Origin of the sequence: Bradyrhizobium sp. SZCCT0153 (assembly GCF_018129995.1) — a bacterium.
Lineage (GTDB): Bacteria > Pseudomonadota > Alphaproteobacteria > Rhizobiales > Xanthobacteraceae > Bradyrhizobium > Bradyrhizobium japonicum_G.
The window spans coordinates 81,978-98,059 of sequence record NZ_JAFCKS010000003.1 but is presented as its reverse complement, the minus strand read 5'-3'; the positions used below and the strand labels follow the sequence as shown (position 1 = coordinate 98,059).

Genomic DNA, 16,082 nt, shown 5'->3' with positions numbered 1-16,082 from the left:
GCAATGGTGTCTTGCCAAGCGCGCAACGCCGCTCTAGCACTCCGGCCGAAATTCGATCTCAGAGGAAACGACCATGGCGACCCACAAACTGCTGCTGCTCCCCGGCGACGGTATCGGCCCCGAGGTGATGGGCGAGGTGAAGCGGCTGATCGACTGGCTCAATTCGGCCGGGATCGCCAAGTTCGAGACCGACACCGGCCTCGTCGGCGGCTCCGCCTATGACGCGCACAAGGTCTCGATCTCCGAGGGCGACATGGCCAAGGCGCTTGCTGCGGACGCGATCATCTTCGGCGCGGTCGGCGGTCCGAAGTGGGATGCCGTGCCCTACGAGGTGCGCCCCGAGGCCGGCCTGCTGCGCCTGCGCAAGGATCTCGCTTTGTTCGCCAACCTGCGTCCCGCCGTGTGTTACCCGGCGCTGGCGGATGCCTCGAGCCTGAAGCGGGAGGCGGTCGAGGGCCTCGACATCATGATCGTGCGCGAGCTCACCGGCGGCGTCTATTTCGGCGAGCCCAAGACCATCACCGATCTCGGCAACGGCCAGAAGCGCGCCATCGATACGCAGGTCTACGACACCTATGAGATCGAGCGCATCGGCCGCGTCGCCTTCGAGCTTGCCAGGAAGCGCAAGAACAAGGTGACGTCGATGGAGAAGCGCAACGTCATGAAGTCGGGCGTGCTCTGGAACGAGGTCATGACGGCGGTCCACAAGCGCGAATACCCTGATGTCACGCTCGAGCACCAGCTTGCCGATTCCGGCGGCATGATGCTGGTCAAGGCGCCGAAGCAGTTCGACGTCATCGTCACCGACAATCTGTTCGGCGACATGCTGTCCGACATCGCGGCGATGCTGACCGGTTCGCTCGGCATGCTGCCCTCGGCCTCGCTCGGCGAGGTCGACGTCAAGAGCAAGAAGCGCAAGGCGCTGTATGAGCCCGTGCACGGCTCGGCGCCCGACATCGCCGGCAAGGGCCTTGCCAATCCGATCGCGATGATCTCGTCCTTCGGCATGGCGCTGCGCTATTCTTTCGACATGGGGGGTCTCGCCGACAAGGTCGACGCCGCGATCGCCGCGGTGCTGGCGAGCGGCCTGCGCACCGCCGACATCAAGTCGGAAGGCACGACCGCTGCCTCGACCACGCAGATGGGCGAAGCGATCCTGATGGAATTGCAGAAGCTTCACGCGTGAGGCAGGCACCTCTCTCGTAGGGTGGGCAAAGCGCAAGCGTGCCCACCCGCTATTTCGATCGGGAGAGATCGTGGGCACGGCGCAAGAGCGCCTTTGCCCACCCTATGGCACTGCCCGTAATCTCAGGAGCCACTTCATGGATTCCCCCCGCCCCAAGATCGCGGAAACGATCATCCATGAGACGGTGCGCCGGCGCGAGGCGCAGATCGGGCGGCGCTGCGAAATCCTCGCCAACACGCGCATCGAATATGCCTCGCTCGGCGACTACTCCTATCTCGGCGAGCACTGCGAGGTCGCCGACGCCGCGATCGGAAAATTCACCGCCATCGCCAACTCTGTGCGGATCGGCGCGCCCAATCATCCGATGGGACGTCCGTCCCAGCATCGCTTCACCTATTGCCCTGAATATTACGAGACGACGGCGACTCGCGACCGCGACTTCTTTGCGGATCGCCGTGGCGACCGGGTGATCGTCGGCAATGACGTCTGGATCGGGCACGCCGCGATCCTGCTGCCGGGCGTAACCGTCGGCGACGGCGCGGTGATCGCCGCGGGCGCGGTCGTCAGCCGCGATGTCGAACCCTACACGATCGTCGGCGGCGTTCCCGCGCGTCCCATCCGCAAGCGCTTTGAGGGTTCGGTCGCGGAAAGCCTGCGCCGCATCGCCTGGTGGGATTGGCCGGATGAGCTCATCTTCGAGCGCCTCGGCGATTTCCGCTCCGAGGCGATCGAGGAATTCTGCAGGCGCTACGACCCGGCCGCCAACGCGTAAGGCGGATGGATCTCTCACAAACAAAAATGGCCGGGCGAGAACCCGGCCATTTTGATTCGGATGATCGGTCCGCCTCAGTAGAGCGGGAAATTCTGCGGATAGCCGCCGACATCGGACGGCGTCGCCAGCGGCTGGCGATCGATCGGGCGGTTGAGGTTTTCGCGGGCGAAGGACGGATAGCCAACCGCCGGCGGGAAGGCATAGTCGGTGAACTTGCGATCGCCCGGATTGACCTCGGTGCCGCCATCGAGCCAGGAGCGCTTGCTCACATAGATGCGGGTGCGGCCCTGCTGATAGACCGCGTTGGGGCCGCTCGGACCGTAATAATGCCGGCCGCGCTCGTCATGGCGCTTGGTCTTGGTGTCGGCCGAGGCCGGCGTCGCAAGGCTCATTGCAATGACGGCTCCCGCCGCAAGCCACGTCGCCAATTTGCCAGAGAATTTCGAGCTCATCACGTCCCCTTCAGGCGGCAGGCCGCCAGTCGATTTCACGCCCATACTAGCCCAGCCGGGACGGCCGCAACTAGGTCTATTGGGTCACACCGGCGCGGAATAATCGTGCGCGCCGGCAAAAGTTGCATGAATACCAGCCACTTGAGCTTGATGCCGATCAAAGCGCTCCGCGCAATTGCGCGTTTGCGGCGCCCAGCAGCCAGTCCGACGAGCCTTGGGGTTCGCAACCCCTGCGCTTCAGCTCGGCACGGGCGAACAATTCGGCCAGCTTCGGCTCGTTGCCGGAGGCGAGCTGCGTCAGCCGGTTCAGCGTGCAGGCAATCGCCGCGCGCCGGGCTGGCATTGTATCGCCCTGGCAGGAGAAGCCGGAGATCTGGAGCGCCGGCTCCTCGCTGCGCTTGAGGTAGCCAAGGCAAGCCCGCGCGCCATCCGCCGTGCCGGTCGGCCGGAACAGGGCGACAGCGCCGAATTTGGTGTCGATCAGGCCGGCCTGCTCGAGCGAGGCGGCTGTGCCCAAGCCCATCTGGATAGCCAGGTCGGCTGTCGCCGGACGCGCCACGTCGAATTCGGCGCCCTCCCGGTAAATCTCGAGCGCGGCCACCGGCCTGTCGGCCTCGCCGGTCCAGCGCATCACGTCCCTGCGGCCGCCCCCGAGGTGCCGGAAGATGGTGTAAGAGGCTGTTTTTTCTGATGAATCGAGCCGGCCAAGGGCGAAGGCGGCAGGCGAGCGGTCGGCCACGCTCCAGCCCGGCTTCAGCGCCGGCCCATCGTCGTCGCGGAGATCAGGCAGCTGGCCGAGCGCCGCAAGCCCAAGCATGGCAAACAGCACCAGGGTCCCCACATAGGCGAACAGGCGCGCCAGCGTGCCGACGACCTCGTCGGCGAAGGCTGCAAGCGCCAGATGGGTCTGGGGGGAGGTTGCGGCCGTGCTGGCCTCAGGCGACTGCATCCACGGCCTTCAGGCATGGTCCAACGTTGTCTTGAGGCCGGTTCTCGCATAGAAGCGCTGCTCTTCCTGTTTAAGCGTCAGCTTCAGGAACGGGCTTTTTCGTCGGAGAGTGAACGATGGGTTACAAAGTCGCAGTCGTCGGCGCGACCGGCAATGTCGGACGGGAAATGCTCAACATCCTCGATGAGCGCAAATTCCCCGCGGACGAGGTCGTGGCCCTGGCGTCACGCCGCAGCGTCGGCGTCGAGGTCTCCTATGGCGACCGGACCCTGAAGTGCAAGGCGCTCGAGCACTATGATTTCTCCGACGTCGACATCTGCCTGATGTCGGCGGGTGGCGAGGTGTCGAAGGAATGGTCGCCGAAGATCGGCGCCGCCGGGACCGTCGTGATCGACAATTCGTCGGCCTGGCGCATGGATCCGGACGTGCCGCTGATCGTGCCCGAGGTGAACGCGGACGCAACGGCCGGCTTCAAGAAGAAGAACATCATCGCCAACCCGAACTGCTCGACCGCGCAGCTCGTGGTCGCGCTGAAGCCGCTGCACGACAAGGCGACGATCAAGCGCGTCGTGGTCTCGACCTATCAATCGGTGTCGGGCGCCGGCAAGGACGCGATGGACGAGCTGTTCTCGCAAACCAAGGCCGTCTACACCAACCAGGAACTGATCTCGAAGAAATTCCCCAAGCGCATCGCCTTCAACGTCATCCCCCACATCGACGTCTTCATGGAGGACGGCTACACCAAGGAAGAGTGGAAGATGATGATGGAGACCAAGAAGATTCTTGATCCCAAGATCAAGCTCACCGCGACCTGCGTGCGCGTGCCGGTGTTCGTCGGCCATTCCGAAGCCGTCAACATCGAGTTCGAGAATCCGATCACCCCCGATGAAGCACGCGACATCCTGCGCAAGGCGCCCGGCTGCCTCGTCATCGACAAGCAGGAGCCCGGCGGCTACGCCACGCCCTACGAGGCGGCCGGCGAGGACGCCACCTATATCAGCCGCATCCGCGAGGACGCGACGGTGGAGAACGGTCTCGTGCTGTGGTGCGTGTCCGACAATCTGCGCAAGGGCGCCGCGCTCAACGCGATCCAGATCGCGGAAGTCCTGATCAACCGCAAGCTGATCAGCGCGAAGAAGAAGGCGGCGTAAGCCTTCGTTCGACTGTCACAGCCCTCTCGTTGTCCCGGACAAGCGCGCCAAAAGCGCGCGCAGATCCGGGACCCATAACCACAGGAAGTGGTTTGGCGGGAAGCCGATAACTCCGAGTCTTCGCAAAATTACTGCTGCGGCGTATGGGTCCCGGATCTGCGCTTGCGCTTGTCCGGGACGACGAGCGTGGTTGACGAACCCGCCTACGCCACGCTTCGCGCGTTCCTGAATTCCTTCGCAACCTTGTCCAGCACGAACAGCGATCCCTCCGCGACGCCGAAATAGGCGCCGTGGGTCTGCATCTGGCCGCTTTCGACCGCCTTCTGCACGAACGGGAACGTCATCAGGTTTTCCAGGCTGCGGAACACCGCGGCCTTCTCGATGCGTTCGACGAACTGCGCCATGGTCTCGTGGTCGCGCTGCTCGACCACTTCGCCGGGCTTGATGAACATCTGCATCCATTTGCCGATGAAGTCGCCGGGCGTGAGCGGTTCGATCTTGTCGACGAAGGCGCGGATGCCGCCGCATTGCGCGTGGCCGAGCACCACGATGTGCTTCACCTTCAGCACCGTCACGGCGTATTCCAGCGCTGCGGAGACGCCGTGCGCGTTGCCGTCGGGCTGATACACCGGCACCAGATTGGCGATGTTGCGGACCACGAAGAGTTCGCCCGGGCCGACGTCGAAGATCACCTCGGGCGAGACGCGGCTGTCGCAGCAGCCGATCACCATCACTTCCGGGAACTGCCCCTTCACCGACAGCTCGCGATAGCGGGTCTGCTCGGTCGGCAGCCGCTGGGTGGCGAAGGCCTGGTAGCCTTCCAGCAAATGCTTCGGGAATGTCATCATGGCCCATGCCTAATCATATACCGCCGGAGCGAACAAGCCTTTCGAATAGGCAGGCCAGATGCTATCGGCTTCGGTCAGAATAAGACGAGGAAACCGGAAGGAATGCTTGCATGACCCGCCCGCGCCGCAGCCATCTGTTCATGCCCGGCTCCAACCCCCGCGCGCTGGAAAAGGCGCGCAATCTCGCCGCCGACGGCCTGATCCTCGATCTGGAGGATTCCGTCGCGCCCGATGCCAAGGCGGTGGCGCGCGACGGCATCGCCGCCGCGATCGCGGCCAAGGGCTTCGGCAAGCGCGAGATCCTGATCCGGACCAACGGCCTCGACACGCCCTGGTGGGCCGACGACGTCGCCATGGCCGCCAAGGCCTCGCCGGACGGCATCCTGGTTCCAAAAGTTTCAAGCATCGAGGATCTCGACCAGATCGGCCGCCGGCTCGCCGAGCTCGGCGCCGCGCCGACCGTAAGAGTCTGGGCCATGATCGAGACCGCGCGCGCCGTGCTCCATGCCGAGGAGCTGGCCGCGGCCGGGCGCGATCCATCGAGGCGCCTGTCCGGTTTCGTGTTCGGCCCGAACGACATCTCGCGCGAGACGCGTATCAAGATGCTGCCGGGCCGCGCCGCGATGATCCCGATGATCACCCATTGCATCCTGGCGACGCGCGCCCATGGCCTCGAAATCCTCGACGGGCCCTACAGCGACATTGCCAATTCGGACGGCTTTGCCACCGAATGCGCGCAGGGTCGCGATCTCGGCTTCGACGGCAAGACGCTGATCCATCCCTCGCAGATCGACGCCTGCAATGCAATCTTCACGCCGCCCGAAGAGGAAGTCGCGCGCGCGCGAAAAATCATCGCCGCGTTCGAATTGCCGGAGAACGTGTCGCGCGGCGCGATCCGGCTCGACGGCGCCATGGTGGAGCGGCTGCACGCCGACATGGCCCGGCGGACGATCGAGATCGCGGACGCGATCGCCGCGATGAGCAAGGGTTAGGGCTTGCCTTCGGCTTTCTGAGCGATGCCGTGCCATATGGCATCTTTCAGAGCAATGAGAGATGGCGGTGGAATGGTCGGAGGATCCGCCGGCCCATTTGCTGCTCCTGGCACCAGGACGGCAACGTGTATCTCGCCATCCGTGTGGTAGGGGTCGCCACCCCCGTTTCGGCCGAACAGAGTTGGGCCTATGCCCGAGATCTGAAAGAAACTGCCGACGACACGTGTCTCGCGCAAGTCGGCCATCAAGAGATCTCGCTCGGTATCGATGTCGGCCGCGATGTGATGGGTTACTTGTCCCGTGTCGTGGCTGAGCCCGACGCCCCGATCGAACGTCGCCGAGCCAAGCCAAACCGGACGACCATCATCGCCCTTCTCGAGGGCCTTCCAGAATCGAACGTGATTCCGCCGATCGGCGCTGTGCCCTGCAGGCTTCTCGAAGGCGTACTGCTCCTTCTTTCCAAGATAGTAGAGAGGGCTGACGGGGGCGCTACGATATGGCCGATCCAGCACCACGCTTCCGACGATCTCGATGCTCGAGCGCAGCGTCACGGCATCGGCTGCAAACCATCCGGCCGTGTTCATTGCGCGGACGACGTCTTCGTCGTTGCCAACGAGTCCAACGTTCAGGGGATCGGCAGGGATATCGTCCGACGTCCTGGTGATCATCGGCAATGAAGCCAGCCCTGCTTCGTGCTCGTGGTGAATCCACAGGGTGGGGACCAGAATGTACGCCAAGACCAGATAGGCGAGCAGGATAACGGCCAAGCGGTAAGGCCATCGTCGTTTCCTCGTCCCGTCCTTGGTGAAATCAGCCATGCGGTATCGTTTGAGTCAGGATGCTCCGCATAATACCTGCCCCGCTCGCTCAGTTCCAACATTTAGCAAAGACCGTTGGATCGAAGCTTCCTTTGAAGCCGACGGCACGAGCCTCAGATTGCTGCTTTTGAGCCTGAACCGAACGCCTCTCGGTTGAGGCGAGCTAGCTATAGCGCCATCCGGGAGTGAAGACTGTACCGCCTGACGAAATCTATGCGCGCGTCAGCGCGGTGCGTGATCGGCGCGATCGAGCGATTCCAGCGTCGACGCATTGCCGCAATAACCGTGATAGTTCTCCGCGGCGGTGCCGTCGGCGAGATCGCGGTCGCATTGAGCCTTGTGGCTGCACAGGGCGCACACACGCTCCATGTCGCGCAACAGCAGCGGCTGTGCGCGGCCGAGCCCTTCCGCATCGATGCCGAGCTGTTCGAGCATTTTCGGCAGTTCGTCGGCGGCGTGCTTGCCGTGACGGACCAGCTCCTCCAGATCGTCCGGCGCGATCCTGAGGTCGCTGGCGATCCGGTCGAACTCCGAACGATCGAGTTGCCGCATCTCGTTCAGCTCGCGGCGATGCTTCAGCCAGCTTGCAAAGGACTCGATGAGGTCCTGGACGATGGGATAAGGCCTGCTTGCAGTGCTCATGCGAAGCTCCATTCGGATAGCGATTGGAGCAAGGTTATGCACAATGATGCAGGAGCGCGTTGCGCTGGATCAAATTGAGAATGGATCGAGAAAACAGGTCGCGTGTCCCGGACGCGGGCAGGGTAATCGCATATGGGAGCGCTTCCCCTGTGTCCATCCTTCGAGACGCCCGCCGTTGGCGGGCCCTCAGGATGAGGACCGAGTGTGCGGCCATAGTTTTGACGAGCACCGATGCCGCTTAGCCTCCTCCTGAGGAGACCGCGAAGCGGTCGTCTCGAAGGACGAGGCGCGCGCTCAGGTGGTGCCATATGCGATCGCACTGGGCTTGCAGCGGAGGATTACCCAAACCGCTCCGCTGCCCACGCATACAGGCTGCCCGGGATCGGCTTCTCGCCGCCGCGACCCTTGGGCGAGATGTGCAGGCCGATGATCTCGGGGTTGGTGACGAGGCCGAGATAGCTCGAGGGATCGAAGAACAGCTTTGGCTCGGCATGCACGGCGTAGAACGACTGCTTCGGCAGTGCGCAGGCCAAATCGCCGGTGCGACGCGCCAGCGCGGTGAGTGCCGCCGGCCCGAAGATCGCGACGCGGATGTCGGAGAGACGATTCGAGCCGCCGCGCAGGCGGCGCATCAGGAAGGTGATGCGATGGCGCAGCGAGAGCCAGTTCGGCGTCAATTCCTCCTGCTCCATCAGCTCTTCGTACGCGGCGACGATGCCGTGCGCGGGCGGAAGGTAAATCACGGAATTGCCGAGCTGGCGCGGCCGCTCCCAGGCGAAGTAGGGCTTTGCCGGATCGATCATGACGGGTTTGAGCAGCAGCACGTCGGCATCGAGCCAGAGACCCAATCCCTTCGCCATCAGCTTCATGCGGAAGAAGTCGCTGAACTGGAGCGTGGTCCAGTCGCGCCAGCTTCCGTCCGGCTGCGGCGGCCGCAATCGTTCGGAGAACGCGTGCGGCAGGATCGCTTCGGCGTCAGCGTTGCCGACACCGGCGGGGAGGCCTGGAATGGTGTCGAAACTGTAGACCGTGATTTTGTGGCCGGCAGCCAGCTGCGAGCGCAGACAGGTCTGGCGCAGGGCGTCCATCGGACCATGCCAGAAGGTGACGATCTCGGGCAGCATGCGGGGAAGCCTAGAGCATGATCCGGAAAAGTGTGCAGCGGTTTTCCGAAAAGTTCATGCTCAAACGAGAGGTGATATCGAGGGCAAAGAAAAAGCCCCGGCGCGCGTGGCACCGGGGCTCGAACAGGAATTTGGGCTCAGGCCCAGGCGCGTTCGCGCTTGAGCTTCGCCTCATAGGTGTCGATCGAGGCCTTCTTCTCCATCGTCAGGCCGATGTCGTCGAGCCCGTTGATCAGGCAGTGCTTGCGGAACGGGTCGATCTCGAACTTGACCTTGCCGCCGTCGGGGCCGCGGATCTCCTGGTTCGGCAGATCGATCGTCAGCGTCGCGTTGGCGCCGCGCTCGGCGTCGTCGAACAGCTTGTCGAGGTCTTCCTGGGCAACGCGGATCGGCAGGATGCCGTTCTTGAAGCAGTTGTTGTAGAAGATGTCGCCGAACGAGGTCGAGATCACGCAGCGGATGCCGAAGTCGAGCAGCGCCCAGGGCGCGTGCTCGCGGCTCGAGCCGCAGCCGAAATTGTCGCCGGCGACCAGCACCTTGGTGTTGCGATAGGCCGGCTGGTTCAGCACGAAATCCGGGTTCTCGCTGCCGTCGTCCTTGTAGCGCTGCTCGGAGAAGAGCCCCTTGCCAAGGCCGGTGCGCTTGATGGTCTTGAGGTACTGCTTCGGAATGATCATGTCGGTGTCGACATTGATGATCTTCAGCGGCGCCGCGACGCCTTCCAGCGTGGTGAACTTGTCCATGGTTGCGCTTTCCCGGGGTGGTTCAGGGGAACGGTTATTTATCGCGATCGGGGCCGAAATCCTAGGCCGAATTCGGCAGGTCTAGTCTGCTTGCGCCTCGATCGCGGCCATATCGTCGTCCGAAAGGCCGAAATGGTGGCCGATCTCGTGGATCAGGACGTGGCGGACGATGTGGCCGAGGCTTTCGTCGTGCTCGGCCCAATAGTCCAGGATCGGCCGGCGGTAGAGCCAGACCATGTTGGGTAGCCGCGCCACGTCGCCGAAACTCTGCTGCGGCAGGCCGATGCCCTGGAACAGGCCGAGCAGGTCGAACTCGCTCTCGCATTCCATCTCGTCGAGCACCTCCTCGGTCGGGAAGTCGTCGACGCGGATGATCACGCCCTCGCACAGCTTGCGAAACTCCGCCGGCAGGCGCTCGAAGATGTCATGGGCCGTCGCTTCCATCTCGGCCAGCGAGGGCGCTTTCAATTCCGTCCACATGGGCTTCTCCATGGCGTTTTCGAGCGAAGCGGACACCGGTTCGCGTCAGGAAGACGCGTCAAAATGAGAATCTAGAACCCCGCTCCGATTTCATCGGAACGGGGTTCTAGCGCGGGTTCCGCGGCGATGCATCCGGCTTTATAAGCGCGGTGAGGTTGACGGGCGCCGCCAAAACGGGGAGCGTGGGGCCTCGGAAAAGACGTTTCAGGTGGGCGGTAAAATGCGAGCGAAAACAGCGCTGACGCTACTGTGCATGGGGTTGTTTTCGCAGATTTGCGGCGTGGCCGAAGCCCAGACGGCCGGCCGCGAGATTCGGCTGGCCCAGGCGGGCGTGCCCGACGCCCCGCCGCCGCGCAAGCGGGCCCCGGCGCGGCTGCGCGTCACGCCCTATTACAGCCCGGATGGAGTCTATCCGCGCTACAACCCCGGTCCCGACGCGGTCCGCGAGTGCAATGCCACCTATGTGCAGGAATTCCGGCCGAGCGGCACGGTGATCGTGCCCCATATGAGCTGCTACTGGCGCCGGGGCTGAGTTGGCCGGCAGCGCCGCATGCGGACGCAGCGGAGGTCGATCATGACGAACTGGATCGGGATCGCGGTGGCCCTCGGGCTGATCCTCGGCTTGCCCGGCGTCTCCATTGCCGCGACGCATGCCGCAGCGTCAAAGGCATCAGCGCCCGCAATGGACATCGGTGCACGGCGCCACGCGCGCCATCATGACGCTGTGCGCCACCTCGCATCCGATGCGCCGCGCTATTACGCACGGCCGGTTTACTACCGTCCCTATCCTTACGGCGTGCCCGCGCCCTTCGTGCTCGGCTTCGGGCCGTGGTGGTGACGCCGCCGCGCCGCGTCGACATCGTCGTTCATTCATGAGGCATTCACGTCGCTGTCCCTAGCTTAATGTTGGGAGCGACCGTCAATGAACAGCGATGACGCGGGCCGGCAACGAGCATCGCAACGCCGCTGTCCGGATTCAGGGAGGATGCCATGCTGAGGAGTTTGGGTCTCAGGGCGAGCCCGCTGCGCTTGCTCGGGATCGCGGCGGCCGCGACGCTGATGCTGTCGGCGGGGACCGCGCGCCGCGCTGAAGCGCTGACCTTGATCAATCCGGCGACGTCACCCGCGGCGAAGGCTGCGACCGACGACATCATCCCGGTTCGCCACGGCGGCGGCGGTGGACATGGTGGCGGGCATGGCGGCGGCGGCTTTCATGGCGGCGGCTTCCATAGAGGAGGCGGCTTCCACGGTGGCGGAGGACATTTCGGCGGCTTCCGCGGCGGTGTCGTTCGTGCCGCACCGGCCTTCCACGGCGGCGGCTATCGCTATGGCGGCGTCCGCTACGGCGGATATGGCGGCTATCACCGCCACTGGGGCTATCGCCCGCATTACGGCTATCGTCACTTCCACCGGCGCTATTATTACGGCGGCTACTATCCCTCTTACCACTATCCGCGCCGCTGCCGGGTGATCTGGACCTATTACGGCCCGCGCCGCATCTGCCGCTGGCATCGCTGGCACCATCCGTATCGCTATTGGTGAGTGCGATCGACATCAAAAGGGCGCCTCAGCGGCGCCCTTCGTTCATGTGGCCTAAAGCCAATCCTTGAGCTTCCACGATGCCGATTTCCAACGCGCCAGGTTCTCCAGCTTCCACTGCTTGAACATCGCGGGCGGCCAGCGGCTGAGCTTCGAGGTCTCCTCGGCCTCGGGCCTGGCGACGATGCGCCGCGGCGCCGCGCGCCGCCGGTGCTGGCGCGTGGCCTCGCCGATCAGATCGACATATTCAGGCTTGTTGGCCATGGGCTCGTGTCCGCGCGAAATGTTCGCGCGGACGCAGTGTGGGCGCCGGCGATTAACGGCGGTTTGCCGCGATCGCTCAAATTGCAGGGAGCAGCTTACCGCCACTCCCTGACGTCGACGAAGTGACCCGCGATCGCTGCCGCTGCCGCCATCGCCGGCGACACCAGATGCGTACGACCCTTGAAGCCCTGGCGGCCCTCGAAATTGCGGTTCGAGGTCGAGGCGCAGCGCTCCTCCGGCTTCAGCTTGTCCGGGTTCATGGCGAGGCACATCGAGCAGCCCGGCTCGCGCCATTCGAAGCCGGCCTTGATGAAGATCTTGTCGAGACCCTCGGCCTCGGCCTGCTCCTTCACGATGCCGGAGCCCGGCACCACCATGGCGTTGACGCTGCCAGCAACCTGCTTGCCTTCCGCGATCTTGGCGGCGGCGCGCAAATCCTCGATGCGGCCGTTGGTGCAGGAGCCGATGAAGATGCGGTCGAGCTTGATGTCGGTGATCTTCGTTCCCGCCGTCAGGCCCATGTACTTCAGGGCGCGATGCTTGGACAGACGCTTGGCCTCGTCCGCGATCTTGTCCGGATCGGGCACAAAGCCGGTCACCGAGATCACGTCCTCAGGGCTGGTGCCCCAGGTCACGATCGGCGGCAGCTTCGCGGCATCGAGGCGCAGTTCGTGGTCGAAATGCGCGCCGTCGTCGGAGCGCAGTTTCTCCCAGTAGCGCATTGCTGCGTCCCAGTCCGCGCCCTTCGGCGCCTTCGGCCGGTCGCGCAGGAAGTCGAACGCCTTCTGGTCGGGCGCGACCAGGCCGGCACGCGCGCCGCCTTCGATCGACATGTTGCACACCGTCATGCGGCCTTCCATGCTGAGCGCGCGGATGGCGTCGCCGGCGTATTCCAGCACGTAGCCGGTGCCGCCCGCGGTGCCGATCTCGCCGATGATGGCGAGGATGATGTCCTTGCCCGTGACGCCGTCAGGCAATTTGCCATCGACGTTGACGCGCATGTTCTTGGCCTTCTTCTGGATCAGCGTCTGCGTCGCCAGCACGTGCTCGACTTCCGAGGTGCCGATGCCGTGCGCGAGCGCGCCGAACGCGCCATGCGTCGAGGTGTGGCTGTCACCGCAGACGATGGTGGTGCCGGGCAGCGTAAAGCCCTGCTCGGGGCCGATGACGTGGACGATGCCCTGGCGCTTGTCGAACTCGTTGAAATATTCGATGCCGAATTCCTTGGCGTTGTCCGCCAGCGCCTTGATCTGCTCGATGCTCTCGGGGTCGGGGTTCGGCTTGGTGCGGTCGGTGGTCGGCACGTTGTGGTCGACGACGGCGAGCGTCTTCTCGGGCGCGTGGACCTTGCGTCCCGTCGCGCGCAGGCCTTCGAACGCCTGCGGCGAGGTGACTTCGTGCACCAGATGGCGGTCGATATAGAGCAGGCAGGTGCCATCGTCGGCCTCGTGCACCAGATGGTCGTTCCAGATCTTGTCGTACAATGTGGTCGGCTTGGACATGAGCGTCAGCTCCAGGAATGTTGTGTAGCGATATGCGCGGGGGGCGCGCGGGCAACAAAATCGTCAGCGCAGCTTTTAGGCTGCGCGCGTAAGCTCTGACGTTGCCGAGGTCGCGAAGCGTCCGAAGAACCGGCCAGGCAGCCGCGAGCGATCGTCGATGACGACGTGCTTGACGGGGGCGAGGCTGGTCAGATCTGGAAACATTCTAGAAGCTATATAGCATGCAGCCGTAAAAGCGCGAGACCTTAGCGGCGTCGTCATTGCGAGGAGCCCTTGCGACGAAGCAATCCAGAATCTTTCCGCAGAGACAGTCTGGATTGCTTCGCTTCGCTCGCAATGACGGGGGTGGACGTGCTGCAGCACAAAAAAAGCGCGGGGTTTGGCCCCGCGCTTTTCGAAACTCGTCTGTAAGCGGAGCTTACTCGTTGACGGCCTTGGCGTGCTCGGTCTTCTCGACGATACGGGCCGACTTGCCGCGCAGCTGGCGCAGGTAATAAAGCTTGGCGCGACGCACCTTGCCGCGGCGCACCACCTTGATCGAGTCGATCATCGGCGACATCACCGGGAACACGCGCTCCACGCCCTCGCCGTACGAAATCTTGCGAACGGTGAAGCTCTCGTTGAGGCCACCACCGGAGCGGCCGATGCAGACGCCTTCATAGGCCTGCACGCGGGTACGGTCGCCTTCGACCACCTTCACGTTGACGATCACGGTGTCGCCGGGGCCGAACTCCGGAATCTCCTTGCTGGCGGAGAGCTTGTCGAATTGCTCTTTTTCGAGCTGTTGGATCAGGTTCATGGGTAAATCTCCATCGGCGCGCCCAGCCTTTTCAACGGGGGCTGCGCGAAATTCGTCTATCCAGCTATTGCGGATTTGGCCGCTGCTATAAGGCAAGCCGGAGCGTTTGTCACCCGTCTGTCTTGTTTTTTGGCGTTTTTTGGCGTCCCGCCCGATTCGGGGGCTTGGGCGGGATCTGGGCCCACAAATCGGGCCGCCGGGCCGCCGTCAGGGCCTCGGATTGCGCCCGCCGCCAGCTCGCGACCCTGGCGTGATCGCCCGAGGTCAGGATCTCCGGGATCGGGACTCCCTCGAACAGCTGCGGTCGCGTGTATTGGGGGTATTCGAGCAGGCCCTCCGAAAAGCTCTCCTCGGTTCCCGAGGCTTCCTTGCCCATCACGCCCGGCAGCAGCCGGACGCAGGCGTCGATCAGGGCCAGCGCGGCGATTTCGCCGCCGGACAGGACGTAATCGCCGATCGAGACCTCCTCCAGCCCCCGTCCGTCGATCACCCGCTGGTCCACCCCCTCGAAGCGTCCGCAGACGATCAGCGGGCCGGGACCCTCGGCGAGTTCAATGACGCGGGCCTGGGTCAATGGCCGACCGCGCGGGCTCATCAGCAGGCGGGGCCGCTCAGGGTTGATCTCCGCGCCATCGATCGCCGCGGCCAGGACATCGGCCCGCAGCACCATGCCCGGCCCGCCGCCGGCGGGGGTGTCGTCAACGCTGCGGTGGCGATCGGTGGCGGAGGCCCGGATGTCCCGCGCCTCGATCTCCCAGAGCCCGGAGGCCAGCGCCCGGCCGGCCAGGCTCACGCCGAGCGGTCCCGGAAACATCTCCGGAAACAGCGTCAGCACCGTCGCGCGCCAGGGTGGGGGATTGGTCATTGCAAACAGCTTAGCCAAAAACCACGGCCAGTGGTTATGGGTCTTGGCTTTCGCCGGGACGACTCGGGGAGGAATCCTCCTCCGTGTCCTCTGCCTCGATCTCCTGCGGCAGCGCGATCACGACGCGGCCGCCGGCAAGATCGACCTCGGGCACCACCGCGTTCGTGAACGGCAGCAGCATCGTCGTGCCCTTTGCAGATCCTTTGGGCGGCGTGATCTCGATGATGTCGCCGGCGCCGAAATTATGGATCGCAAGCACACGGCCGAGCGGCTCGCCGTCCGTGGTGACGGCGGCGAGCCCGATCAGATCGGTGTGGTAATATTCGTCCTCATCGGTCGCGGGCAGCTTTTCGCGCGCGACATAGAGCTCGATGCCGTTGAGGCGCTCGGCCTCATCGCGGGTCGTGACGCCCTTGAACGTCGCGACCAGATGATCCCTGGCCTCGCGCGCCGTTGCGACCTCGAACTGGCGCTTGCCGTCCTTGGACAGAAGCGGACCGTAGCGCCTGACGGCAAAGGGATCTTCGGTGAAGGTCCACAATTTGACCGCACCGCGCACACCATGCGCGGCGCCGATCCGCGCGACGCAGACCAGCGCCGACATGATCTAGCCTTAGCCCTTCGCGGCGGCTTCGGCCTGCGCCTTGCGCTCCTTGCGCGGCACGGCCTTTTCCGGATTGTTGCGCGCTTCGCGCTTCTTGACGCCGGCGGCGTCGAGGAAACGCGACACGCGGTCGGACGGCTGCGCGCCCTTGGCGAGCCAGGCCTTCACCTTGTCCATGTCGAGCTTGAGGCGGGTCTCGTTGTCCTTCGGCAGCAGCGGGTTGAAATAGCCGAGACGCTCGATGAAGCGGCCATCGCGGGGGAAGCGCGAATCGGCGACGACGACGTGATAGACGGGACGCTTCTTGGTGCCTGCGCGGGCGAGGCGGATAACGACGGACATTTAGTTCTCC

21 protein-coding genes are annotated in these 16,082 nt (G+C 64.4%); 7 read left to right on the top strand and 14 right to left on the bottom strand.

What is annotated here, in order from left to right:
- Positions 1–73 precede the first annotated feature (73 nt).
- Positions 74–1,186: a 3-isopropylmalate dehydrogenase gene (gene leuB / locus JQ572_RS14145; protein ID WP_211383654.1), complete on the top strand. Its 1,113-nt coding sequence runs from the start codon at positions 74–76 to the stop codon at positions 1,184–1,186.
- 136 nt (positions 1,187–1,322) lie between these two features.
- Entirely contained in the window at positions 1,323–1,958 is a 636-nt protein-coding gene (locus tag JQ572_RS14140) for a DapH/DapD/GlmU-related protein (RefSeq protein WP_211383653.1), read from the top strand.
- Positions 1,959–2,032: 74 nt separating this feature from the next.
- On the opposite strand, the gene JQ572_RS14135 is transcribed toward JQ572_RS14140, so the two are convergent.
- Positions 2,033–2,410, bottom strand: coding sequence for a hypothetical protein (locus JQ572_RS14135; protein ID WP_211383652.1), 378 nt, complete (start codon positions 2,408–2,410; stop codon positions 2,033–2,035).
- A gap of 157 nt (positions 2,411–2,567) precedes the next feature.
- Entirely contained in the window at positions 2,568–3,359 is a 792-nt protein-coding gene (locus JQ572_RS14130) for a hypothetical protein (RefSeq protein WP_211383651.1), read from the bottom strand.
- A gap of 116 nt (positions 3,360–3,475) precedes the next feature.
- On the opposite strand from JQ572_RS14130, the gene JQ572_RS14125 reads away from it, so the two are divergent.
- On the top strand, positions 3,476–4,510 hold the full coding sequence (locus JQ572_RS14125) for an aspartate-semialdehyde dehydrogenase (protein WP_211383650.1): 1,035 nt from the start codon (positions 3,476–3,478) through the stop codon (positions 4,508–4,510).
- 203 nt (positions 4,511–4,713) lie between these two features.
- Here the strand turns inward: JQ572_RS14125 and JQ572_RS14120 are convergent, their stop codons facing one another.
- On the bottom strand, positions 4,714–5,358 hold the full coding sequence (locus JQ572_RS14120) for a carbonic anhydrase (protein WP_211383649.1): 645 nt from the start codon (positions 5,356–5,358) through the stop codon (positions 4,714–4,716).
- Positions 5,359–5,468: 110 nt separating this feature from the next.
- Here JQ572_RS14120 and JQ572_RS14115 point away from each other — a divergent pair, with 110 nt between their 5' ends.
- On the top strand, positions 5,469–6,350 hold the full coding sequence (locus JQ572_RS14115; RefSeq protein ID WP_211383648.1) for an HpcH/HpaI aldolase/citrate lyase family protein: 882 nt from the start codon (positions 5,469–5,471) through the stop codon (positions 6,348–6,350).
- Here the strand turns inward: JQ572_RS14115 and JQ572_RS14110 are convergent.
- The 5 genes from JQ572_RS14110 to JQ572_RS14090 all read right to left on the bottom strand — a co-directional run bounded on the left by JQ572_RS14110 (position 6,347) and on the right by JQ572_RS14090 (position 10,157).
- On the bottom strand, positions 6,347–7,168 hold the full coding sequence (locus JQ572_RS14110) for an LssY C-terminal domain-containing protein (protein WP_211383647.1): 822 nt from the start codon (positions 7,166–7,168) through the stop codon (positions 6,347–6,349). The two genes, JQ572_RS14115 and JQ572_RS14110, sit on opposite strands and share 4 nt — an antisense overlap.
- Positions 7,169–7,390: 222 nt before the next feature.
- The gene (locus JQ572_RS14105) at positions 7,391–7,810 is read right to left on the bottom strand and encodes a DUF6455 family protein (protein ID WP_211383646.1); all 420 of its coding nucleotides are present in this window, start codon (positions 7,808–7,810) and stop codon (positions 7,391–7,393) included.
- 338 nt (positions 7,811–8,148) lie between these two features.
- Positions 8,149–8,934, bottom strand: a complete 786-nt coding sequence (locus JQ572_RS14100) for a glycosyltransferase family 32 protein (protein ID WP_211383645.1) — start codon at positions 8,932–8,934, stop codon at positions 8,149–8,151.
- A 137-nt stretch (positions 8,935–9,071) separates the two neighbouring features.
- Entirely contained in the window at positions 9,072–9,677 is a 606-nt protein-coding gene (leuD, locus tag JQ572_RS14095; protein ID WP_211383644.1) for a 3-isopropylmalate dehydratase small subunit, read from the bottom strand.
- Between the two features lie 81 nt (positions 9,678–9,758).
- The gene (locus tag JQ572_RS14090) at positions 9,759–10,157 is read right to left on the bottom strand and encodes a metallopeptidase family protein (RefSeq protein WP_211383643.1); all 399 of its coding nucleotides are present in this window, start codon (positions 10,155–10,157) and stop codon (positions 9,759–9,761) included.
- 253 nt (positions 10,158–10,410) lie between these two features.
- Between JQ572_RS14090 and JQ572_RS14085 the strand changes: the two genes are divergently transcribed.
- The 3 genes from JQ572_RS14085 (at position 10,411) to JQ572_RS14075 (ending at position 11,699) form a co-directional block, all read left to right on the top strand.
- Complete coding sequence (locus JQ572_RS14085; protein ID WP_211384206.1) at positions 10,411–10,689, top strand: hypothetical protein; 279 nt, start codon at positions 10,411–10,413, stop codon at positions 10,687–10,689.
- A 42-nt stretch (positions 10,690–10,731) separates the two neighbouring features.
- Positions 10,732–10,995 carry a hypothetical protein gene (locus JQ572_RS14080; RefSeq protein ID WP_211383642.1) on the top strand — a complete coding sequence of 88 codons (264 nt, stop codon included), beginning with the start codon at positions 10,732–10,734 and terminating at the stop codon, positions 10,993–10,995.
- 152 nt (positions 10,996–11,147) lie between these two features.
- Positions 11,148–11,699: a hypothetical protein gene (locus tag JQ572_RS14075; protein ID WP_211383641.1), complete on the top strand. Its 552-nt coding sequence runs from the start codon at positions 11,148–11,150 to the stop codon at positions 11,697–11,699.
- Between the two features lie 51 nt (positions 11,700–11,750).
- Here JQ572_RS14075 and JQ572_RS14070 read toward each other — a convergent pair whose 3' ends face one another.
- The 6 genes from JQ572_RS14070 to rpsP all read right to left on the bottom strand — a co-directional run bounded on the left by JQ572_RS14070 (position 11,751) and on the right by rpsP (position 16,072).
- Positions 11,751–11,960, bottom strand: coding sequence for a hypothetical protein (locus JQ572_RS14070; RefSeq protein ID WP_211383640.1), 210 nt, complete (start codon positions 11,958–11,960; stop codon positions 11,751–11,753).
- A gap of 95 nt (positions 11,961–12,055) precedes the next feature.
- Complete coding sequence (leuC, locus tag JQ572_RS14065) at positions 12,056–13,462, bottom strand: 3-isopropylmalate dehydratase large subunit (RefSeq protein ID WP_211383639.1); 1,407 nt, start codon at positions 13,460–13,462, stop codon at positions 12,056–12,058.
- A 418-nt stretch (positions 13,463–13,880) separates the two neighbouring features.
- On the bottom strand, positions 13,881–14,261 hold the full coding sequence (gene rplS, locus JQ572_RS14060) for a 50S ribosomal protein L19 (protein WP_211383638.1): 381 nt from the start codon (positions 14,259–14,261) through the stop codon (positions 13,881–13,883).
- A gap of 109 nt (positions 14,262–14,370) precedes the next feature.
- Positions 14,371–15,126, bottom strand: coding sequence for a tRNA (guanosine(37)-N1)-methyltransferase TrmD (gene trmD / locus JQ572_RS14055; protein WP_211383637.1), 756 nt, complete (start codon positions 15,124–15,126; stop codon positions 14,371–14,373).
- Between the two features lie 34 nt (positions 15,127–15,160).
- Positions 15,161–15,730 carry a ribosome maturation factor RimM gene (gene rimM / locus JQ572_RS14050; protein ID WP_211383636.1) on the bottom strand — a complete coding sequence of 190 codons (570 nt, stop codon included), beginning with the start codon at positions 15,728–15,730 and terminating at the stop codon, positions 15,161–15,163.
- A 9-nt stretch (positions 15,731–15,739) separates the two neighbouring features.
- A complete protein-coding gene (gene rpsP / locus JQ572_RS14045; protein WP_014438992.1) occupies positions 15,740–16,072 on the bottom strand; it encodes a 30S ribosomal protein S16 in 333 nt (110 codons plus the stop codon).
- Positions 16,073–16,082 lie beyond the last annotated feature (10 nt).